Below are 22,937 nucleotides of genomic sequence, written 5' to 3'. Positions count from 1 at the left end.
CATGACGACAATGCTGGAAACCCGGGAGCTCAGCAAGAGCTTCACTCTCAAGCGCGGCAGCCTGGCGCGCGCCACCGACGCCCTGGGCTGGTCCAGGCCCGGCGCCGGCCAGGTCTACGCCGTCAACGACGTCTCGCTGGCGGTGGCCGCCGGCGAGGTGCTGGGCCTGGTCGGCGAATCGGGCTGCGGCAAATCGACCGTCGGCCGCATGATCGCCGGCCTGCTGCCGCCCACCCGCGGCACCTTGCATTTCGAGGGCGCCGACATCAGCGCGCCCAGTGTCGATCACCATCTGAACATCCAGATGGTGTTTCAAAATCCCTATGCCGCGCTCAATCCGCGCCAGCGCGTCGACCAGGTGATCGGCGAGGCGGCTGTCTACCATGGCCTGGTGGCGCGTGCCGACGCGCCGGCGTTCGTGGCGGCGCTGCTGCGGCAGGTCGGGCTCGACCCCAGTTATGCCAGCCGCTATCCGCACCAGTTCTCCGGCGGCCAGCGGCAACGCATCGCCATCGCCCGGGCGCTGGCGCTCGACCCCAAGTTCATCGTCTGCGACGAGGCGGTGTCGGCGCTGGACGTGTCGGTGCAGGCCCAGATCCTCAACCTGTTCATGGACTTGCGCGCATCGAAAGGCCTGACCTATCTGTTCATCAGCCACAACCTGGCGGTGGTCGAGCATATTGCCGACCGCGTCGCCATCATGTACCTGGGCCGCATCGTCGAGCTGGCCGATACGCGTTCCGTGTTTGCCAGGGCCAACCATCCCTACACCCAGGCGCTGATCGCCGACGCCCCGCGGCTCGACGCCAACGTGGTCGAGCACCGGCCGATCCAGGGCGAGCTGCCCAGTCCGCTCAATCCACCGTCCGGCTGCACCTTCCATCCGCGTTGCCCGCGCGCCATGGCACGCTGCGCCGCCGAGCCGCCGGCGCTGCGCGAGATCGCCTCCGGACACTGGTCGGCCTGCCACCTCAACGGCGACGTCACTCCCATTCACAGCCTCAGCACGCACCATGATCACCTCAACTAATCACATGTATTCCATCAGCCGGCCCGGTGCCGGCGCGCATTCCCTGCCGATCGTGCTGGACTCGCCGCACAGCGGCACCGAGTATCCCGTCAACAGCGCCATCATCGCCCCGGCCGCGGCCCTGGACACTACCCGGGACGCCTATGTCGATCAACTGTGGGGCGCGGCCGCCGCCAGCGGTGCGCCCTTGCTGGCGGCGCGCTTCCCGCGCGCGTATATCGACCCTAACCGGGCCCCCGACGATATCGATCAAGCCATGCTCGAGACGCCGTGGCCGGGCCCGCTGGCGCCGTCGGCGGCCTGCCTGCGCGGCATGGGCTTGATCCGGCGCAACGCGCTGCCCGGCGTGCCCATGTACGAGGGCAAGCTCAGCGTGAACGAAGTGCAGCAGCGCTTGCGGCGTTACTACCAACCCTACCATGACGCCCTGGCGGCGCTGCTCGACGACAGTCACCAGCGCTTTGGCCAGGTGCTGCACATCAATTGCCATTCGATGAAATCGGTGGGCAATGCGATGAACGTGGACAACGGCACGGTGCGCCCCGACCTGGTCGTCAGCGACTGCCTGGGACAGTCGGCCGACCCGCGCCTGAGCGCCTGGATTGCCGCCTTGTTCGGCAAGCTGGGCTACAAGGTCGCGATCAACACCCCGTACCAGGGCGGCCACATCGTCAAGCAGTACGGCGCCCCGGCCCAGGCCCGCCACAGCGTGCAGATCGAGATCAAGCGCAGCCTCTACATGGACGAGGCCAGCCTCGAACAGCATGACGGCTTTGTGCGCCTGCGGCGCGACCTGGAAACGTTCGTGCAGGCCCTGGCCAACCATATTCACGTGCCACGCGCCGCTGTGGCGCGCCACATCCAACCTTGAGGAAACCAGCGGTATGCAAACATTGATCACACGTTTACACGCGATCTGCGACGAACAACCGTATCTCACATCCTGGTATGTGAAAAACCTGGTGACCGGCGAGCAGGCCGACCGCAGCGGCCACCTGGCGCTGCCCTCGGGCAGCACGCGCAAGGTGGCGATCCTGATGGCGGTGTTGCGCGCCGTGCACCAGGGCCGGCTCGACCTGAACCAGTCCATCGTGTACGAGGAGCGCTTGCGCGAGGGCGTGATGTCGGGCACCTTCAAATACCTCACGCCGGGCTTTAGCGTCAGCCTGCGCGACGCGCTGGTGCAGATGATCATCGTCAGCGACAACGTGTGCACCCGCATGGTCATGGAGCGCATCGGCCTGGACGAGATCAACGATTTTTGCCGCAGCGTCGGCATGGATGATACCGTGCACCGGACCTCGGTGCCGCGGCCGGACATGCCGATCGATCACCCGCTCGACGAGGTCACCGTGGTCAGCGCCTGCGACCAGGGCCTGCTGTACGACCTGATACTGCGCGGCGGCGCCGATCCGCAAGCGGCCGCGCGCCTCGGTTGCAGCAGCGAGCAATGCGCGTTTGCGCTCGAGGTGCTGAGCTGGCAGAAACTGCGCACCAAGATCGCCTCGCTGCTGCCGGCCGACGCCAAGGTGGCGCACAAGGGCGGCACCGGCAAGCGCGGCCGCATGGATGGCGGCGTCGTGTTCCGGCGCGGCCGTCCCTTGTTCATCATCACCGCCTATACCGACCAGGTGCCGCTGGAAATGCCCGACGGCATGCCCGGCTATGTGTCGGCGTTCAACACGCTGGGGCGGCTGGCGCGCGCCTGCTGGGACGGCATCGCCGATCCGCTCTGAGCGCCACCACGATCACCACCCTATGAAAGCAGACAGCATGACGCAACAACACAACGATTTTTCACACCCGGCCGGCACCCTGGCGCCGTCCTGGAAGTCGGCCAACGTGCCGGACGGCTTCACCCTGGTGGCGGTCGGTGACCTGATCATCACCGACGCCATCCATGCGCGGCTGCGGCGCACCGCGCCCGAGCTGCTGGCGCTGCTGCGGGATGCCGATGTCACGTTCGGCAACTTCGAAGGCACGGCCATCGACCTGCAAAAATTCGGCGGCCATCCATCGGCGCTGGCCGGCGGCTCGTGGCTGATCAGTACGCCGGCGGTGGCGCCCGATCTCAAGCTGATGGGCTTTAACCTGATCAGCCGCGCCAACAATCACACCACCGACTGGGGCGTGGAAGGGATGCGCTACACCGATGCCCTGTTCGACCAGGCCGGCATGGTGCACGCAGGTACCGGCGAAACGCTGGCGCGGGCGCGCGCGCCGGCCTTCCTGTCGACGGGAGCGGGGCGGGTGGCGCTGGTGGCGTTGGCCTCGCGCTTCGAGGCCAATGCGCGCGCCATCGATCCGCTCGGGCAGATTCCCGGCCGCCCCGGCTTGAACGCCTTGCGCACCACGCGCTTTGTCCAGGTGTCGCCGCAACGGCTGGCGGTGCTGGCGGCCATCCGCGACGCCCTGCCCAAGGGCATGATGCGCAAGTCGGTGCTGGCGGCCGACGAGAAAAATGGCACGGTAACGCTGTTCGACATCAAATACCGGGCGCTTGACGGCATTGGCGACGAGGTGCGCTTCAGCTTTACCATGGACGAGCGCGACCGCAAAGCCATCCTGCACAATGTGCGCCAGGCCAAGCAGAGCGCCGATTTCTCGGTGGTCTCGATCCACACCCACGAGCCGGGAAACTATAGCGAGCTGCCGCCGGACTTCATGCCGCTGATCGCCCGCGAGGCGATCGAGCAGGGGGCCGACGCGGTGATCGGACACGGTCCCCACCAGCTGCGCGGCATCGAGATCTACCAGGACAAGCCGATCTACTATTCGCTGGGCAATTTCTTTTTCATGGAAAACCAGCAACAGCCGATCACGCGCGACGAGTACGAAAAAGACAAGGTCGAACCGGCGTCGATGACGGCCGCGGAGTTCATGGAACATCGCCGCGTGCACGGCGTGTTCAAGGAGCAGATCTGGTACGAGAGCGTGGTGGCGGTGAATCGTTATGACGCCGCCGGCGCGTTGGCCGAGATCGTTCTGCATCCGATCGAGATGCATTGGGAAAACGAGCGCGACGCCGACCGCGGCATTCCACGGCTGGCCGGCGGCGACGACGCTGTGCGCATCCTGACGCGCCTGCAACGCCTGTCGCGTCACTACGGCACGGCGATCCACATCGATGGCGGGGTAGGGGTGATTTCCATAAAGTGATTCTTGAGCAGTGCGCTCCCGGCCCGGCCGGGCGTGCCGATGACCTTGAACAGGGCCGGAAAAGTCTGTTCATGTCATCCGCTCGTCATACTTCATCGCTATGATTAGAACGTTCTAATTCTGATCTGAAAGAAATTAGAACGTTCTAATCCCTTTTTTAGCGCCTGACCAGATACTTCACGCCGGAGCCTTCCATGCCAGTTCGATCCCGCCATTCCCTGATGTTCCGATTCTCCCTGATGGCCCTGGCCATCCATGCCACGCTGCCGGCCCCTGCGCGCGCCGCCGCGGCCGACCAGGCGCCGGCCGACGACGCGCCAGCGGCCCCGCAAACCATAGAAATCAAGGGCGTGCGCTCGTCGAACGCGAAAACCATCGCCGCCAAGCGCGACGCGGTGGCCGTGGTGGACAGCGTTGCCGCCGACGAGATCGGCAAGCTGCCCGATTTTAACGTTGGCGACGTGCTCAAACGGGTGACCGGCGTGGCCACCCTGAGCTACCAGGGCGAACCGCGGTTTGTGATTGTGCGCGGCCTGAACGCCAACTACAACACCACCTTGATCGATGGTTTTACGATGGCTAGCGCCGACGTCGGCGGCCGCCAGGTGTATATGGAAGTACTGCCGTCGAACTTTGTGCGGCGGGTCGATGTGACCAAGAGTGCGCTGCCGGAAACGGATGGCGGGGCCATTGGCGGCGTGGTCAATATGGTCGGCGGCGGGGCCTTCAACTACCGCGCCAACCTGCTCGATTTTTCCGCCAAGGCCGGCCAGAACCTCGGCCAGTCGTCCAGCGGCGGCGCGCGCCCGACCGGCGAGGCGCAAGGGCGCTGGGCCACGCGTTTCGGTCCCAACGACAGCTTCGGCCTGATGACCACGGCCAGCTACTGGACGCGCGCAATCAACGTGCCGCAGATCGAAACCGGCAGCACCCTGAACAGCTATACCGATGGCGGCGCTCGCAGCGCCGTGTTCGGCGGTGGCAATGGCTACGCGGTGCCCACCGAGCGCCGCTGGTATAACTACGACAACAAACGCAGCCGCACCGGCCTGACCACGCGGCTCGACTGGCATCCGGATAATGGCATGAGCGCGTATGTCAGCGCCTACGATTTCCGCCAGAAGGAGGACTCCGACCGTTACGGCTTGCTGGCCTCCGTCGATACCTCGGCCAGGGTTTCCAACCAGAGCGCGACGGCCGGCACCCTCAGTTCGGCGTCGCAGACGGCCGATGTCGGCAGGTTGCGCTGGGACCGCGCCCTGTACGGTGTCAACGGCGAATTTAACCTGGAACTGCAACCGCTGCTGACGGCGGACCTGCGCGCCAGCCTGTCGAAGTCGACCGTCGACAATCCGCAGACCTGGGAGCGCTTTGTCCAGCCTGGTCTGGCCTTCAACTACGACTGGCGCGGCAACTACCCGGTGTTTGCGGCGGTGTCGCCCAATGCCGCCGATCCGAGCCGTTACGCGCTGCAGTACCATCGCGCCGAGGACACCGGCTACCAGGCCAGCGTCAAGGATGTGCAGACCAATCTGCGCTACAACATGGGCGAGGGCGCCCAGGGCTGGGGCGGCGCGGTGGGCGCGCGGGCCTTGCTGACCGATTCGGCAACGGACTTTTCGCGCACCGACTATAGCGGCATGCCGTACACGCTGGCCAACGTGGTGGGCGGCACCGGCTTGTGCGCGCTGGCCTGCAACAGCCGCATCCCGCTGATCGACTTCACGCTGGCCGATGCCGCGTTTGCCAAGTATGGCGCGGGCGCCAGGACCACGGTCGACCTGGCTTCTCAATACGGCAACACCTACGCCATCCGCGAGCATGTCAACGCGGCGTACGCGCAGGCCCAGTTCCGCAGCGAGCGCTGGCTGCTGGTGGGCGGACTGCGGCTCGAGCGCACCAGCTTCGACAGCGACGGTTACCTGGCCACCAATGGCGTCTACGCGCCGGTATCGACCACCAGTTCGTACAGCAATCTGCTGCCGTCGCTGTCGGGCGTGCTTGACACCAGCGCCGACAGCAAGCTGCGTGTCGGCCTGTCGCAAACGCTGGGCCGGCCGCGCTTCGACCAGATTGCCACCCACGGCGGCGCGCTCAACACCACCAGCGCGGTGCCGACACTGTCGACCGGCAACCCGGATTTGAAACCACGGCTGTCGACCAATCTGGACCTGGGCCACGAATGGTATCTGGACGATGGCCGCGGCATCGTCTCGCTGGCCTTGTTCCACAAGCGTATCAGGGATGAGATTTTCAATTACGGGCAGCTGCAATCGCTGAACGTCAACGGCGCCCCGACCCAGGTGCTGGTGACCCAGGCACGCAACACCGCCGAGCAGACCCGCCTGACCGGCATCGAGTTCGGCATCACCAAGGACTTTACCTTCCTGCCCGCGCCGTTCAACGGCCTGGGCGCCAGCGTCAACGGCAGCTTCAGCCGCGCCCATTATCCGGTCACCCTGTCCGACGGCAGCCGCGTGGTGCTGGACGCCTTGCAGCAGCAACCGAAGCAGATCTGGAACGCCGCGCTGTACTATGAAAAAGACGCGCTGCACGCCAAGCTGGCATGGAGCCACCTGGGGCGCCTGTGGGACAGCCGCTTTGCCAATTTCACCCCGGCCGGTTTTGTCTTCAACCGCTATCAGCAGCCGACCGACAATATCGATCTCCAGTTGGCCTACGATATCAACAAGCGCATGACGATTTCGCTCGACGTGCTGAACGCCACGTCGCAGGGCCAGCAGTACAACTTTGGACCGGGCCAGCAGTATGTGCAGTCGGCCTGGAAGCTGTACCCGTCGGTGCTGGTTGGTCTCAACGTGAAATTATAATCAGAGGAGAACTTGCCGATGTCCACTTCGCGCCGTACCTTTATCCTCAGCGCCCCGCTGGCCGCGGTCGCCGCCGGTGCCGCCGCTGCCACCGGTGCCATCAGCGCCGCGCCGCTGCCCGCTTCGACCGACAGCGCCGGGCCCAGGCCGCCGCCGTCGGTGGGGCGCAAATTCAATGCCGACGGCAGCCCGTTCCGCTTCCCCGGCAATACCATCATCAGCCACATCCCGCTCGCCACGGCGCTATCGGACGCGCTCACCAGCGTGCGCGACACGCTGGCGGCCGGCAGCTTCGCGCCGTGCCTGGCCTTGCTGCCGCCATCGAGCTATCACATGACCGTGTTCGAGGGGGTGACCGAGAGCAGCCGCCGCGCCGGCATCTGGCCGGCCGACCTGGCGCTTGATGCGCCGCTGGCCGCCAGCGACCGTCACCTGGAACGCAAGCTGGAGGGCTTTGCGCTCGATACCGCGCTGCCGCTGCGCATGCGGCTCGATGAATTTAGCGTGCGCCGCGATCCCGGCGCCACGCTGCGCCTGCTGCCGGCGGATGCCGCCGAGAACCGCAAGCTGCGCCGCCTGCGTGACCGCCTGGCCGAGCGCCTGCAATTGCGCGCGCCGGACCATGACAGCTACGGCTTCCATATTTCGCTGGCCTACCTGGTCGACTGGATGACGCCGCAGCAGGAAAGCGACTATATCGCGGTACAATCGGCCTGCTTCAGCATGCTGCAAAAGCGGATGCCGGTGATCGAGATCGGCGCCCCCGCGTTTTGCGTTTTTTACGATATGTTCGCTTTTGACACCCAGGTCCGGGTGGGTCAGGGGCGGCAGCGTATCTCGAGGTAGCCAATTTGACTGTTGAAACAAAGATGAAGCGGGTCACCATCAAGGACGTGGCGAGGATGGCTGGCGTCAGCTACCAGACGGTATCGCTGGTGCTCAACCATCCTGAAATGGTGGCCGATAAAACGCTCAAGCGGGTGCAGGAAGTCATTGCCACGCTCAATTTCGTGCCGAGCATGGCGGCCCGCTCGATGCGGGCGATCCGCACCAATACCCTGGCCTGTGTTTTTTTCGGCGAGCGTGCCGCCTATGACAACCGCTCGTTTCAAATCCAGGACACCTATTGGAACAATGTGGTCCAGGTGCTGAGCCGCGTGGCCGATGGCCACGGCTACGCGCTGATGCAGCGCAGCCAGATCGGCGATGACGCCACCGCCTATGCCTGCGTGCGCGATCTGTTTCTGGCTGGCCGCGTCGACGGCGTGGTGGCCGTGGTCGAGCGCACCGGCCATCCGGTGCTCGAGCAGTTGCAGCAGGCCGGCTTGCCGTTCGTGGTGTTCGGTACGCGCGATCCGGCATTTTCTTATGTCGCACAAAATAACCAATCGGTGACCGCCGACGTGGTCGATCACCTGCATGCCGAAGGCTGCCGCCGCATCGCCTTTATTGGCGGCGAGCGCGATGGCCACGTCAACGAGGACGTCGAGGAACGCCATCGCGGTTATCTGGCGGCGATGGGGTGCCACGGCCTGGCTGAGTACGCGCCGTGGGCACTCAACGGCGACTGGTCGCTGGCCAGCGGCCATCGCATTGCGCGCCAGTTGTGCGCGGGCGCCGACCGGCCGGACGCGCTCATCTTCGCCAGCGACCGGATGGCGCTGGGCGCGCTGAAGGGCTTGCATGAGCTGGGCGTCAGTGTGCCGCATGAGGTCAGCGTGGTCGGCTTCGATAATATGCATTACGACGACTACTGCATTCCGCCGCTGTCGAGCGTCCATTCGCCGGTGCTGGAAATGGCGCAGGCCAGCGTGCAGATGCTGCTCGACCGCATACTGGGAGCCGACGGCCAGCCGCTGCAGCGCGTATTTCCAGCCGGCCTGGTGGTACGCGACAGTTCGTCGCGCGCCAGCCTGCAGCCGGCAGGCTAAGCATGGCGCGGCAGCCGGCGACCGCAAGTGTGCCCATGCCGATGGTGCTACTGGTGTTGCTGGTGCTGCTGCTGTCGATGCACGCTTTAAGTAGCGCCCTGATCCTGCCAACCCTGCCGCTGTTGACCAGCTGGGATAGCGCGGCGCGTCAATGGGCGTTTTCCTCGCTGATACTCGGCTTTGGCGCGTCCCAGATTGGCTGGGGGTATCTGGCCGACCGCTGCGGCAGGCGTCCAGCCCTGCTGGCGGGCTTGCTGCTGTTTGTGCTGGCGTCGCTGGGCTGTTTTTTTGCCACCGGGCTGGCCAGCCTGGTGCTCTGCCGCGCGCTCCAGGGCGTGGGTGTGGCCGCCGCCGGTGTGTGCGCGCGCGCCATTTTGCGCGACCTGTATTCGGCCGAGGAACTGATCGTGATGTTATCGCGCTGTTTTTCGTGGGTCAGCGCGATTTCACTGGCAGGGCCGTTTCTCGGCGGCATGCTGGTACGCAGCCATGGCCTGGCCGGCGCGCCGACGGCGTATGGCGCGCTCGGCCTGCTGGCGCTTGCCGTGGCGTTTTTTGGACTGCGCGAAACGCTGGCCGCGAAGGCGACTCCGGACAGCGCACAAGCAACAGCGGTCGGCTGGCGCGACATCTGGCGTCAGCCGGTATTTCGACTCTACACCGCACTGACCGCGTGTTCGTATTTGGGGCACTATCTGTTCCTGAGCGGTTCGGCGCACCTGCTGATTGAACAGCGCGGCTTGAGCGTCATTCAATACGGTGCGGTGCTGTCGTGCTGTTCGCTGTGCTATCTGGCCGGCACGGTGGCCAGCCGCCACTGGCTGCGCGCGTATGGGTTGCGCCGTTGCGTCGGTGGGGCCAGCCTGGTCGGGCTGGCGGGGGGCGCCGCGCTGGGGCTGGCGGCAATGTGCGGCGTCAGTTCCGCTGTCGCCTTTGTCGCGCCGTATATGTTGTTTGTCTTCGCCCACGCGATCCACCAGTCCTGCGGCCAAGCGGCCGCGATGGCGCCGTTCAAGGATGCCGCCGGCCGCGCCAATGCCTGGCTAGGCACGACCTTGCCGCTGGTGGCTGTGAGCACAGGCGCATTGTTGGCGCCGGCGCAGAACTTGTCCGCTTCTGTGCTGCCGCTGGCGATATGCATCGCTGCTGTCTTGACCGCCATCGTCGCCTGGACTGGCGTTCGCTGGCATGGGGATATTGCCCGCTACGCTGAGCCGTAAGCAAGTCAATAGTGGGGGCAGGGGAAACGAAAAAAATAACACGCGGAGTGACGGTTTAAAAACTTCATAGCAACTTTTGTGTCAAAGCGTAACAGGGTGGCCTGTAAACGGTACTGGAAGTTGCTGGGAAGCGTAAGATAATGAAGATGGCGCGAAGGTGGCTAAGGCCTGTTTTTTGATGATGGTATTTTCGATGGTATCGAACATCTGTAGTACAGAAAACTGGAGAAAAATCAGTCACTTGCCGTTCTCATTGATAATCGAGTGTGAATGATTTCCCATCCGGCAGCCGCTGGCACAGCCGGGTAGGACGATCAACACAAACCCCATGATTTTTCAGGGGTTTTTTCATTTTTGGGCGCATTGTCAGGCAACCTCAGGTAACGCCGAGCAGGTTGTTTTGATGGTACTCAAGATGGTATGGCGTGCCCGGGATGATGCTGTGGAGATATGTATACCGTCAGGCGCGGTTGGGCCTTCCGTCAATGAACTGGTGACGGCCTACAAGGCGCAGCCTGGCGCGGTAGCGGCCTGGCTGGGCGAGAAGTTTGGCCAGCAAGAGCCGTCCGCCGTTGAAGAGGGCAGTGCAGGTATTGCACCGCAGGAAGCCGTGACTCTGATTACGCCCCCGAGGCACTGGCCACCGCCGCTGGCGCTGTGGCGGTGTCGTGGTGCTGCACCAGCAGCGCTAGTGTGTCCTGTTGCTCGGGCGCCGTCCCGGTGTGCAAGGGCGGGCTTGGATACGCCATGAGGATGGCGTCGAAGTGGAAATTGCGCTTGCCGAGGTTTAACCGCTGAGGTTGCCAGGAGTTGGCGAGTGATGGCTGGCGCTGTCTTGGAGCGACGAACAAGCTGGCCGCTTGTTCCAAGAGCAACAACATCGTACACTGAGCCAGCGCGACCGACCGCTTTCGGCCAAAACAGTCATTCGCCCTTGTTAGAGCAGGTTTGATATCTACATGAATCCTATGGAAATCCAAGCAGCCCCACCGGCCATCCCGGGAACACGCTGGATCAAGCTATCGCTTTCTAAACGCGTGGCGTTCCTGGTTGTTTGTTTATGCATTGCGCTTGTGGCGCTTGACGCATGGCAACTATGGCGCACACGTGCTTTCCAGCTTCGCGAAACGGAAATTGCTTCCGTCAATCTGGCGAAATCGCTTTCGCAACATGCTTACGATACTTTCAAAGAGGCGGATACCGTACTTGTCGGTCTGGCAGAGCGGATGGAAAATGGCGATTCCAATGAATTGAAATTTGATCGTCTGCACGCCCTCCTGGCAGCACGCGTGGCTGAGCTTCCACAATTGCACGGCCTATTCATTTACGGGCCAGGCGGCGCCTGGGTTGTCAACTCGCAGCCAGGTCAGCCAGCGCGTCTGAATAATTCGGATCGCGAGTATTTTATTTATCACAAGACTCATTCGACACGATCCCCCCACATTGGCTTGCCAATACGCAGCAAATCCACCGGCGAGTGGATCGTGACGATTTCACGGCGCTTGAACGCACGCGACGGCACGTTTGCCGGGGTGATCCTGGCGACGATTCGGATGGATTACTTCCGGGAGTTTTTTGAAAGCTTCGACATCGGAAAGCATGGCGCGCTTTTGGTGGCAACGGACAAAGGCACCATTATTCTGCGCCGACCTTTTGATATCGCTTATTTTGGTAGGGACATCTCGGCAGGACCGTTATTTAGCAAGTACCTGCATCAGGCACCCGTCGCGACCAATATTTTTACATCCAGCCTGGATGGGGTTACTCGTATCAACAGCCATCGCCGCTCTGCAGCCTATCCCCTCGTGATACTGGCGGCGCTGTCGCGCGACGATGCACTGGCTAATTGGCGGATGGACGTCCTCACCCATGGGGCAGTGATGACGCTGCTGGTGGCTGGCCTTGGGTTTCTGGGATTTCGTTTAACTCGGCAGATCGAACGTCGCACCACAGCCGAGGCGGCGTTGCTGGAAAGCCGCGCCGAACTCCTGGCGGCGAATGAAGCGCTCGAACAGATCGCCATGCAGGACGGTCTGACAGGCTTGGCCAATCGGCGTTGCTTCGATTTGGCGCTGGCAAAAGAATTTAGCCATGCCAGGCGGACCGGCACCCCAATTTCGTTGATCATGATCGACGTGGACAACTTTAAACAATATAACGACATCTACGGACATGCCGCAGGCGACGCTTGTCTACGCCAGGTAGGGGCGGTTGTAGGCGGGGCAGTCAACCGTCCCTGCGATTTGAGCGCGCGATACGGTGGGGAGGAGCTTGTCGTCCTCTTGCCTGGTACCGATGCCGCCGGAGCATGGTGTGTCGCGGAGAGTATTCGCCGCCAGGTCGCCGCGCTGATTGTTCCGCACAGCGGGGCAGCGGCTGGCTTTGTCACAGTCAGCGCGGGTGTGCATACGTTTGAAAAATTTGATGCCGCGAGTACCCAAGTTCAACTGATAGTAGCGGCCGATCAGGGCCTGTATCAGGCGAAGGCTCTTGGGAGAAACCGCGTTTGCGTTAAAGAAGTGAACTCTCGAGTAGATGCATTAGAGCGCGCTTGATCTCACTCTTAAGCCATTTTCCCGCAGCGGCGGGTTTTGATTGCTCGTCAGTGTCCGGCCATCCTTCCGTGCTGTTCGGGCCGGACAGCAGTTGCTGCCAGTTGTCGCGCATTTGCAGCGACGTGACATCAACCGCTTACCATGCGTGGAAGGGCGGCAAGCAGCGCTGCTGATGACACGCGCGGGTGCAGCCGAACCCCTGATGCACCAAAACAACATTCAATTGCGGTTTTCGCGCAGCTGTTTTTAGCACCGCAATAGGGCGATCTCGAAGAGATTTGCCCCTTTTTGCGCTGAAATTTGTCATTTCCCGCTCGCCCGGCGCACCAGCACTTCGTCATTGCACGACCCGCATTAGTTTCTTCACCGATATAAATTGTCAAACTTTACCGTTTGCCGGATGATGAACCGTCCATGGAGGTATCAATAAAAATGTTCAATATAAAGGGGAGAAACCATGCGCCAAGTTAATATTTTCGTTTTGCTATTGGTTGCCAGCGGGAATGTACTCAGCCAGAACAGCACCACCATTTACGGTATTGCCGACCTGGGCGCGCGCTACAGCAATGGCATGAATGCCAGTAACGCCCCGCTAGCGTCGGGCAACACCAGCGCCGTGACGAGCGGCGTCAACAACACCAGCCGCTGGGGGCTGCGCGGCCAGGAAGATCTGGGCAGCGGCTTGCACGTCACTTTTCAGTTGGAAAGCGGCGTCAATCTCGATACGGGCAGCGCGGCCAAGGCCGACAAGCTGTTTGACCGGCTCGCGTGGGTGGGATTGAAAAACGCCTATGGCACCGTGCAGATAGGCCGCCAGACCAACGCCCTGGTCGACGCCATCACGCCGACCGACCCGCTGGCCATCCGTTTCGCCTCGTTCAACCCGAATGTCAATGTTGCCGCGCTCAGTAACACGGCCTTCGGCACGCACGCCTTCGGCCAGCAATACGGCACCAGCGGCTACGCGGACAATTTCTACCGCATCGACAACATGATCAAGGTCAGCGGCACGAACGGACCGCTGCGGGCGGTCGGCGCCTATTCCGTCGGCGAAGTGGCAGGCAGTTCGAGCGCCCTGTCCACGCGCGGCGGCGCGTTGATCTACCAGCAAGGCGGCCTGGTGCTGTCGGGCGGCGTCACGCGCTTCTACAACCGTGACCAAATGGCGCTTGACGCGGCCACTATCGGCGCTGCCTTCAAGTTCGGCGGCTGGCAGTTCAAAACCAATTTTGCCGCCAACAAGGCTGACACCGCTGTCAACAAAAGCGTACACCAGCGTATCGCGTCGGTCGGCATCAGCCGCGAACTGGCCGCCGATCTGCTGCTCACCACCGCTTACTACCGCGTGCGTCGCGAAACGACGGGCAGGCTCGACGACGGCTTCGATCGCGCCTTCGTCTTCCTTGAAAAGTCGATGTCCAGGCGCACCACGCTGTATCTCGAATCCGACTTCACGCGCTGGCGCGGCGATGCGGCCGGCAAAACGGGGGCGCTGAACAACGATGCGCGCGCCGAAGCCCTGACGCTCGGCCTGCTGCACAAATTCTGATGGCGGTGGACGCCGGTGGCCATCGCCCGGCAAGAAACATCGTAGTTTAAACGGCTTGAAAGGTAAATATATGAACTGGCAATGGTTTACAAATATGAAGATCGCATACAAGCTGTTGCTTTCTTTTTTGATCATTTTGATTCTGACCCTGGCGACGGGCATCTTCGGCATTTTGCAAACCGAGCGCCTCAATGCCGCCTCTACCGGGGTGCTTAACAACACCTTGCCCAGCGTGCGCTACGCCTTGCTGATGAAAGCGACCCTGAACCGCATGCGGGTATCGGAATTGCAGCACATTCTTTCCAGCGAGGTCAGCGATTTCGACTACTACGAAAAGAGCATCGAGTCCCGCACCAAAGAATTTACGGGGTATGTTGAAAAATTTACCTTATTGGTCGATAGCGCCGAAGAAAAACAACTATTCGAATCGTTGAATCAATCTTTTGTGGCTTATCGGGCGGCCGGCAAGAACGTACTGGCCTTGTCGCGCGCAGGCAATCAGGACGAGGCGCGAAAAGCCATTCGTGGCGATTCGGTGAAATTGTTCCGCAAGGTCAATGACATCGTCGACAAACTGGTCGACTTGAGCCAGGAGGAAAGCGGCCGCGCCCTGGTCACCAACGACTATCTGATGTCCTCGTCACGGGCGTGGATTATCGGGATTCTGGCGGCGGCAATGCTGATCAGCGTGACGCTGGCCTTGTTCATCGCAGGCATGATCAGCCGGCCGCTGCGTGCCGTGGTCAGCGTCGCTGAAAGGGTCGCCAGCGGCGATCTGACCGCGTCGATGACGGTCGCTTCGACCGACGAGATCGGCCAGTTGCAGCGCGCCATGCAAACCATGACGGCCAGTTTGCAGACGCTGGTCGGGCAAGTACGCGGCGGCACGGTGGCGATTAATATCGCGTCGCAAGAAATTGCCAGCGGCAATCTCGATTTATCGTCGCGCACGGAGCAGCAAGCGGCGTCGCTTGAAGAAACGGCGGCCGCGATGGAAGAGCTCACCTCCACCGTCAAGCAGACCGCCGTCAACGCCCTGGAAGCGAACAGCCTGGTCGCCACCGCCGCGGCGGTCGCCGGCCAGGGTGGCGAGGTGGTCAGCGAAGTCATTTCCACCATGAATTCGATCAACGCATCGTCGCGCAAGATTGTCGATATCATCAGCGTCATCGACGGTATCGCCTTCCAGACCAATATCCTGGCGCTGAACGCGGCGGTCGAGGCCGCCCGTGCAGGCGAACAAGGCCGCGGCTTTGCCGTGGTGGCCAGCGAAGTGCGCAACCTGGCGCAACGCAGTGCCGCCGCCGCGAAGGAAATCAAGGCCTTGATCAATGACTCGGTGGAAAAAGTCGGCGCTGGCAGCAAGTTGGTCGACCAGGCCGGCAGCACGATGGTCGAGGTGGTCGCCAGTGTGCGCAAGGTGAGCGATATCGTCAGCGAAATCAGCTCCGCCACGCAAGAGCAAAGCGGTGGCATCGAGGAAGTCAATATCGCCATCATCAAAATGGACGAAGTTACCCAGCAAAATGCCGCCCTGGTCGAGCAGGCCGCCGCCGCTGCCCAATCCATGCAGGATCAGGCGGCCCAACTGGCGCAGGCCATCAAGGTATTCCGGCTCGATGATGGCTCGGCCTCGAGGAGCGCCAGCCTGTTGATTGAGTGAAACCGTCGCGCAAGCGCCGCGCGCTTGCGCCTCACACCTGGCCGGGCAGAGGCAGCGGCGTCACCGTCACCTGCACATCGAGGTCCTGCCTGCCGCCGCCGAGCACGATGCCGCGCATCGGCGTGACGTCGCTGAAGTCGCGGCCCCAGCCCAGGGTAATGTGTTCGTGCTGCACCAGGCAGCGGTTGGTCGGGTCGAAATCGATCCAGCCCAGCGCGGGGCAATACACCGAGACCCAGGCGTGCGAGGCGTCGGCGCCGACCAGGCGCGGCTTGCCTTCGGGCGGGTGGGTCAGGATGTAGCCGCTGATGTAGCGCGCCGGCAGGCCGATGCTGCGCAGGCAGCCTATCATCAGCTGGGCGAAATCCTGGCAGACGCCGCGCCGGCCGCGCAGCACCTGTTCCAGCGGGGTTGAAATCTCGGTGGCCTTGCTGTCGAATTCGAAGTCGTCGAAGATGCGCTGCGTCAGGTCCAGCGCCGCGTCGAGCTGAGGCCGGCCCGGCGTGAAGCTCGCGCGCGCATAGGCTTCCAGTTCCGCGAACCACTTGACATGCGGCGAGGCATACAGATAGCGGCACGCTTCGAGCGTGGTGGCGCTTTTTTCCTTGCCCATCATGTCGCGCACGCTCTCCCACGGCAAACTGGCCGCGATGGCCGCCAGGCCAGGGCGCGCGCGCAGCAGCAGCGTCGATTCGGCATGCACCAGCAGGCTGTCGTGCGGCACCGTCAGCGCCACGTGGCGCACGCTGTTGCCGAAGTAGTCGATACCGTCCTTGCCTTCGCTGATGACCGGGTCGAGCCAGATCAGCTGCGATTCGGTCTGCTGCCAGGCAAACGGGCGCGGCGTCATGTGCAGGTATTGCTGCGACAGGGTGACCGTGCTCTGGTAGCGGTAGCGCGTTTCGTGCACCACGCGATAGCGGGCGCAGGCTGTGGCGCCGTCGGGCCAGTCACTCATGATGTGCGCTTTCTTTGCTGGCCATTGCCGGTATAGCTGAAAAACTGCACGCTGATCTGCTCGGACAGGGCCGCGCTGGCCAGCTGGATCCGGTTCAGCAGTGCGCTCAGGCTGGCGTTGCCATAGTTTAAATCGGTGCCCGGCGCCAGCGCGTTCAATTCATCCTTCAATGGCGCCAGCAGGTGAGCGCCGCAGGCGCCGTGGGTCTGCTCGATTCTTTGCAGCGTGCCCTGGATGCCGTCGATCTGGAACAGCACCGAGCGCGGATTGCTTTCGTCGCACAGCAGCAGGTCCAGCACCGGCAGCCACTCGGGCTGGGCGCGGTAGCGGGCGCGGTAGGTGACGATGCTGTCGGACAGTTCAAGCAGCCATTCGAGGTTGCCGTTGCGGTCCATCGCCAGCGCGCGCTGCAGCACTTCGCACTGGAATTGCAGCCGTTCGAGACGGCGGCCGATCGACATGAAGCGCCAGCCCAGGTCGCGCGTCATGCCATCCAACGCGAAACCGGCCAGTGTCATCAGCGAGGCGGCGGCGTCGTCGAGGATGGTCATCGCCGCCGACTGCGACGGCCGCTCGCCGGCGTGCACCGCCGGCTGCACCATGCGATTGAGGGCGCGCCAGTTGTCGACCGAAAAACGCTCGTGCAGCTGGCCGGCCACCTGGTGCAGCTGGTGCTGCTGGCGCACCAGTCCGGGCACGTCGGGCGACACCACCGCCAGCAGCAGCGCCGATTCGATCTCGGCGTCGCTGAAGATGGTGGCCGGCGCCGCGCCCGTTTGCGACTGGGTTTGTCCGCCCGGGCTCTGCGACTGGGTTTGTGCCGACACCGGCGCCGGCTTTTTCGCCGCGTCGAGCAGCTGGAAGTGGATGCACAAGGCTTCCACGGTCGGCCACTCGGCGCCGCGCTGGTCGAAGCGCACGTTGAACAGGAAATGCAGCGCCACCCGCAGCAGGCGGCCGGTATTGTCGCAGCGCTCGGCATGGCGGCCGAACCACAGCAGGTTTTCCGCCACCCGGCTCGACAGGTTGGTGTCTTCGCGCACCAGGTTCTCGCTGGTGATGCTGCGGTGCTGCGGCCGCTGCACGTCCACCCGTGTGCGCGCCTGCACCCACGTGTCCTTGCTGGCGCCGCCCATGTGCATGGTCAGCACGCGCGCGTCGGGGCCGGTGGCCACGCGCGTCAGGCCGCCCGGCATCACCACGTAGCCGTTCGGCGTGGCGCAGGCGAACACGCGCAGGCCGATGGCGCGCGCCTGCAGGCCAGGCGTGGCGCCGCCTTTCCACACGGGCGCCTGCGACAGCCGCACCACTTCCTGGGCGATGAAATTGCCAGGGTTGGCGCGCAGTCGGGCGATAAACGCTACGCGCGCCGCGCCGTCCAGGTCGCGGCCGAACACCGCCGATTGCGGCCGCTGGGAGAAACTGGGCTTGATCACCAGGCGGTCGAGCTTTTCGATTACCGCTTCCAGGGCGGGCGGCTCGCCACACCACCAGGTCGCTACCGACGGCATCTTCAGCGGTTCGCCCAGCAGGCGGCGCGACAGCGCCGGCAGGAAGCCGAGCAGGGCGCCCGATTCGAGCAGGCTCGAACCCAAGCTGTTGGCCACCAGCACATTGCCGCGCCGTGCCGCCTGGGTCAGCCCCGCCACGCCGAGCATCGAGCTGTCCAGTTCCAGCGGATCGCAGGCTTCATCGTCGACCCGGCGCAGGATCACGTGCACGCGCTGCAGGCCGGCCAGGGTTTTCAGGTAGACCACGCCGTCGCGCACGGTCAGGTCGCCGCCTTCGACCAGAGGCATGCCGAGATAGCGCGCCAGGTAGGCTTGCTCGTAATAGCTGGCCGTGCGCGGGCCGGCCGTCAGCAGCACGATCAGCGGCATGTCGCCGTCGCGCAGCGGCGCCGGCGTATCGCCGCTGGCCGCGCAGCGCCGTCCCCAGTGCACCAGGCTGTCGTGCATGGTGCGGAAGAAGCGCGACAGCGGCTGCACCTTCAGTTCGCGCAGCAGGTCGGGGAAGGTGGGCGAGATGATGGCGCGGTTTTCCAGCGCATAGCCGGCGCCCGACGGCGCTTGCGTGCGGTCGGCCACCACCCACCAGCCGCCGTCGGGCGCGCGCGCCAGGTCCACCGCGTAAAAATGCAGGGCCACGTTGTCATGATGCGCGATATCGTGGCAGGGCCGCAAAAAGCCCGCATGGCCGTGGATCAGCGCCGGCGGCAGCAACCCTTCGCGCAGCATCTGCTGCTCGCCATAGACGTCGCCAAGGATCTGGTTGAGCAGGGTGGCGCGCTGTATCACCGCCGCTTCGATCACGCTCCATTCGTCCGGTGGCAGTATCAGGGGCAGGGCGTTCAGGTCCCACGGCCGCTGGCGGCCGTCGCGGTCGGCCGGCACATTGTAGGTAACGCCGTTTTCGCGCACCTGGCGCTGCACCATCTCGTTGCGCTGGCGCATCATGCTTGGCGCTTCGTGCTCCAGGTTGGCCAGCATCGCGCGCCAGTGGGCGCGCGGCACCCTGGCCGCGTCCAGCATCTCGTCGAAGCTGTCGGGCGCGGCCAGGTAATGGGCAAGAAGGGGAGAGGGCATGGTTGCGCGCTACAAAAGGATGGAATAGATTGCAGGAACGCAACAATAGGTCAATACGGCTGCCAGCGCAAGTCCAGGGTCATCGGGAAGCTCGGATTGTGTGCCTCTTTCATCACAGTCATCGGGCCCGGCGTATGGCCATGCGGCCAGAAGCGCGCAAAGCGGCGTGCCTCGGCGGCGTTGGCGTTGACGGGCGAGCCGGCCTCGCTGCGCCCGCCCGGATGCACCACGTGATAGGTGCAGCCGCCGATGGCGCGCCCGCTCCAGGTGTCGACCAGGTCGAACGTCAGCGGCGCCTGCACCCGGATGCTCGGGTGCAGTGCCGACCACGGGCTCCAGGCGCGAAAGCGCACGCCGGCCACGTATTCGCCCGGCACGCCGGTCGGATGCAGCGGCAGCATGCGGCCGTTGCAGGCGACGATGTGGCGCCCGTCGGTCAGGCCGCGCACCAGCAGCTGCATGCGCTCGACCGACGAATCGACATAGCGCGCCGTGCCGCCGGCGGACACTTCCTCGCCCAGCACATTCCACGGCTCGATGGCCTGGCGCAGTTCCATTTCCACGCCCTCGTAGACCACGGTGCCGAAACGCGGGAAGCGGAACTCGATGAAGGGCTCGAACCAGTGATCCTCGAACTGGTAGCCGGACGCGCGCAGGTCGCGCGCGACGTCGCGGATATCCTGGGCCACGAAATGCGGCAGCATCCAGCGGTCGTGCAGCGCCGTGCCCCAGTGCACCAGCTTGGCCTGGAACGGTTCGCGCCAGAAGCGGGCCACCAGGGCGCGCAGCAGCAGCATTTGCAGCAGGCTCATGCGCTCGTGCGGCGGCATTTCGAAGGCGCGAAATTCCACCAGGCCCAGGCGGCCGGTCGGGCCGTCCGGCGAATACAATTTATCGATTGAAAACTCCGAGCGGTGCGTATTGCCGGTCAGGTCGACCAGCATATTGCGCAGCAGGCGGTCGACCATCCACGGCTTGTCGCCCGGGTGCATGGTCGGCAGCACCTGGTCCATCTGCTGGAAGGCAATCGCCAGCTCGTACAGATTGTCGTCGCGCGCTTCATCGACGCGCGGCGCCTGGCTGGTTGGCCCGATAAAGGTGCCCGAGAACAGGTAGGACAAGGCCGGATGCACCTGCCAGTAGGTGATCAGGCTTTTCAGCAGGTCGGGCCGGCGCAGCATCGGGCTGTCTTCGGCGGTGGCGCCGCCCAGGGTGGCGTGGTTGCCGCCGCCGGTGCCGGTGTGGCGGCCATCGAGCATGAATTTTTCGGTGCCCAGGCGCGTCAGGCGCGCTTCCTGGTACAGCGTCGACATGTTATACACCAGCTCATTCCAGCTGGCCGCCGGATGGATATTGACTTCGATCACGCCGGGGTCGGGGGTCACGCTGAGCAGCTTGACGCGCGGGTCGCGCGGCGGCGCATAGCCCTCGATGCGCAGTTTCAGCTTCAGCCTGGACGCCGTGTTTTCCACCGCCGTGACCAGCGCCAGGTAGTCCTCGATGCGCTTTAACGGCGGCATGAAGATGTACAGGCGGCCGGCCCGCGCCTCGACGCACAGCGCCGTATGGATTACCTCGCGGGCGGCGGGGTCTTGCGGCGTGCGTGTTTTGGCGCTGCTCTCGGCCTTGCCGGCGGCCAGGCCCAGCACCGGGCGCTTGTCTTTTTTGGCGGCCGGCAGCGCGCCGCGCGGGGCGAACGGATCGACATCGAATTCCATGTCCTCTTCGCGCTCTTCCGGCAGCACCCACGGCAGGGTCGCCAGCGGCAATCGCAGGCCCATCGGCGAATCGCCTTCGAGCAGGTACAGGTGTTCGCGGCGCAGCGGCCAGGCCGAGGTGCGCCAGTTGGTGCCCAGCATGACGGCCGGGTCATGGTCGGCCGCTTTCAGCGGCAGCACATAGCCGGCCACCTGGCCCAGGCCGCGTTCCAGCAGGCGCGCCAGGCGGCGCCGCTCTTCGGGGGCCTTCAGGTCGGCCAGCAAGGGATCGAGATTGCGCGGCAGCGCCTGTTCGCGCTGGGCCTGCAACAGCACGTCCTCGTAGGCGGCGATGGGGCTGTTGGCGGGCAGGCGCAGTGTCCTGGCCAGTTCGGCCACAAAGCTGGCCGCCTGTTCGCTGCCATAGCCGTCATCGACGTGTTCGTCGGAAAACAGGGACGCGTCCAGCCACATCGGCTGGCCGTCGACGCGCCAGAAAATATTCAATGCCCAGCGCGGCAGCGGCTCGCCCGGATACCATTTGCCCTGGCCGTAGTGCAGCATGCCGCCCGGCGCGAAGTGGTTTTTCAGGCGGTGCATCAGGTTGCCGGCCAGCTCGCGTTTTTCGTCGCCGTGAGCCAGGGTGTTCCATTGCGCGCCATCCATGTCGTCGATCGACACAAACGTCGGCTCTCCGCCTTGCGTGAGGCGCACATCCTGGCGTTTCAGGTCGGCGTCGACCTGCTGGCCCAGCTGGTCGATCTTTTGCCAGTCCGCTTCCGAATACGGTTTCGTCACGCGCGGGTCTTCGTGGATGCGGGTCACCGTCATCTCGTGGAAGAAGGTCACTTCGGCCTGGTCGGTGTAGCCGCTGACGGGCGCGGCCGACGACGGCATCGCCGTGCAGGCCAGCGGAATGTGTCCCTCGCTGGCCAGCATGCCGGACGTGGGGTCCAGGCCGATCCAGCCGGCGCCGGGGATATACACCTCGGTCCACGCATGCAGGTCGGTAAAGTCTTCGGCCGCGCCGCTGGGGCCGTCGAGCGCCTGCTGGTCGGCGCGCAATTGAATCAGGTAGCCGGACACGAAACGCGCCGCCAGGCCCAGTTCGCGCAGGATCTGCACCAGCAGCCAGCCGGTGTCGCGGCAGGAACCGGAGCGCTTTTCCAGCGTGTCTTCGGGTGCCTGCACGCCGGGCTCCATGCGCAGCAGGTAGGCGATATCGAGCTGCAGGCGCTGGTTGATGGCGACCAGGAAGTCATTGGTCAGCATCGGCTGCGCCAGCAAGGCTTCGCGTGCCGACGCCACCCAGGCGGTTTGCAGCGGTCCTGCCGCTTCCTTGGCCAGGTAGGGGCTCAGTTCCGCCGCCAGCTGCTCCGGGTAGGCGAACGGGAATGTTTCGGCATATTTTTCAACAAAAAAATCGAACGGATTGATGACCGTCATGTCGGCCACCAGGTCGACCGTGAAGTCGAGCACGTCGGTTTTTTCCTGGAACACAAAACGGCCGATGTAATTGCCGTAAGGATCTTGCTGCCAGTTGATGAAATGGTCTTCGGGCTGCACCGTCAGCGAGTACGACAGGATGGGCGTGCGCGCATGCGGCGCCGGGCGCAGCCGTACTTCGTGCGGCGACAGATTGACCAGACGGTCGTAGCGGTAACTGGTCTTGTGGTGCAGCGCGATACGGATAGCCATGCGGAATGCCTTTTCATGTGGGCGCGACGTTGATCATCGCGATAAGCTTGGGTAAGCATGA

At 63.9% G+C, this 22,937-nt stretch carries 14 protein-coding genes; 11 read left to right on the top strand and 3 right to left on the bottom strand.

Features of this window, described 5'->3' with window-relative positions; translation table 11 throughout:
* Window position 1: 1 nt before the first annotated feature.
* The 11 genes from ASR47_RS20085 to ASR47_RS20030 all read left to right on the top strand — a co-directional run bounded on the left by ASR47_RS20085 (window position 2) and on the right by ASR47_RS20030 (window position 15,938).
* Window positions 2-1,030, top strand: a complete 1,029-nt coding sequence (locus ASR47_RS20085; protein WP_065309603.1) for an ABC transporter ATP-binding protein — start codon at window positions 2-4, stop codon at window positions 1,028-1,030.
* A complete protein-coding gene (locus ASR47_RS20080) occupies window positions 1,014-1,901 on the top strand; it encodes an N-formylglutamate amidohydrolase (protein ID WP_065309541.1) in 888 nt (295 codons plus the stop codon). Before ASR47_RS20085 ends, ASR47_RS20080 begins: the two co-directional genes overlap by 17 nt.
* Before the next feature lie 13 nt (window positions 1,902-1,914).
* Window positions 1,915-2,766, top strand: a complete 852-nt coding sequence (locus ASR47_RS20075) for a serine hydrolase (RefSeq protein ID WP_065309540.1) — start codon at window positions 1,915-1,917, stop codon at window positions 2,764-2,766.
* 37 nt (window positions 2,767-2,803) lie between these two features.
* The gene (locus ASR47_RS20070; RefSeq protein WP_065309539.1) at window positions 2,804-4,189 is read left to right on the top strand and encodes a CapA family protein; all 1,386 of its coding nucleotides are present in this window, start codon (window positions 2,804-2,806) and stop codon (window positions 4,187-4,189) included.
* A gap of 194 nt (window positions 4,190-4,383) precedes the next feature.
* Window positions 4,384-7,020: a TonB-dependent receptor gene (locus ASR47_RS20065; RefSeq protein ID WP_217270600.1), complete on the top strand. Its 2,637-nt coding sequence runs from the start codon at window positions 4,384-4,386 to the stop codon at window positions 7,018-7,020.
* 18 nt (window positions 7,021-7,038) lie between these two features.
* Window positions 7,039-7,866: a DUF1868 domain-containing protein gene (locus ASR47_RS20060; protein WP_065309537.1), complete on the top strand. Its 828-nt coding sequence runs from the start codon at window positions 7,039-7,041 to the stop codon at window positions 7,864-7,866.
* Between the two features lie 23 nt (window positions 7,867-7,889).
* Window positions 7,890-8,951, top strand: coding sequence for a LacI family DNA-binding transcriptional regulator (locus ASR47_RS20055; RefSeq protein ID WP_065309536.1), 1,062 nt, complete (start codon window positions 7,890-7,892; stop codon window positions 8,949-8,951).
* A 35-nt stretch (window positions 8,952-8,986) separates the two neighbouring features.
* Window positions 8,987-10,171, top strand: a complete 1,185-nt coding sequence (locus tag ASR47_RS20050; protein WP_171899002.1) for an MFS transporter — start codon at window positions 8,987-8,989, stop codon at window positions 10,169-10,171.
* Window positions 10,172-11,139: 968 nt separating this feature from the next.
* The gene (locus ASR47_RS20040) at window positions 11,140-12,726 is read left to right on the top strand and encodes a sensor domain-containing diguanylate cyclase (protein WP_065309533.1); all 1,587 of its coding nucleotides are present in this window, start codon (window positions 11,140-11,142) and stop codon (window positions 12,724-12,726) included.
* A gap of 457 nt (window positions 12,727-13,183) precedes the next feature.
* On the top strand, window positions 13,184-14,275 hold the full coding sequence (locus ASR47_RS20035; protein WP_065309532.1) for a porin: 1,092 nt from the start codon (window positions 13,184-13,186) through the stop codon (window positions 14,273-14,275).
* Window positions 14,276-14,369: 94 nt separating this feature from the next.
* Window positions 14,370-15,938 carry a methyl-accepting chemotaxis protein gene (locus ASR47_RS20030; protein WP_217270599.1) on the top strand — a complete coding sequence of 523 codons (1,569 nt, stop codon included), beginning with the start codon at window positions 14,370-14,372 and terminating at the stop codon, window positions 15,936-15,938.
* A gap of 31 nt (window positions 15,939-15,969) precedes the next feature.
* Here the strand turns inward: ASR47_RS20030 and ASR47_RS20025 are convergent, their stop codons facing one another.
* From ASR47_RS20025 to ASR47_RS20015, 3 genes are read right to left on the bottom strand one after another with little or no spacing between them, the layout of a single operon-like run.
* A complete protein-coding gene (locus ASR47_RS20025) occupies window positions 15,970-16,896 on the bottom strand; it encodes a transglutaminase family protein (protein ID WP_065309530.1) in 927 nt (308 codons plus the stop codon).
* Complete coding sequence (locus tag ASR47_RS20020; protein ID WP_065309529.1) at window positions 16,893-19,481, bottom strand: circularly permuted type 2 ATP-grasp protein; 2,589 nt, start codon at window positions 19,479-19,481, stop codon at window positions 16,893-16,895. The genes ASR47_RS20025 and ASR47_RS20020 overlap by 4 nt, the downstream gene beginning before the upstream one ends.
* A gap of 50 nt (window positions 19,482-19,531) precedes the next feature.
* The gene (locus ASR47_RS20015) at window positions 19,532-22,876 is read right to left on the bottom strand and encodes a transglutaminase family protein (RefSeq protein WP_065309528.1); all 3,345 of its coding nucleotides are present in this window, start codon (window positions 22,874-22,876) and stop codon (window positions 19,532-19,534) included.
* Window positions 22,877-22,937: the final 61 nt, after the last annotated feature.

It is taken from the genome of Janthinobacterium psychrotolerans (assembly GCF_001677885.1).
In the GTDB taxonomy this organism is placed as follows: Bacteria; Pseudomonadota; Gammaproteobacteria; order Burkholderiales; family Burkholderiaceae_D; genus Janthinobacterium; species Janthinobacterium psychrotolerans.
Note: the sequence above shows the minus strand (reverse complement) of the source record. Positions and strands in the feature narration are given on the sequence as shown.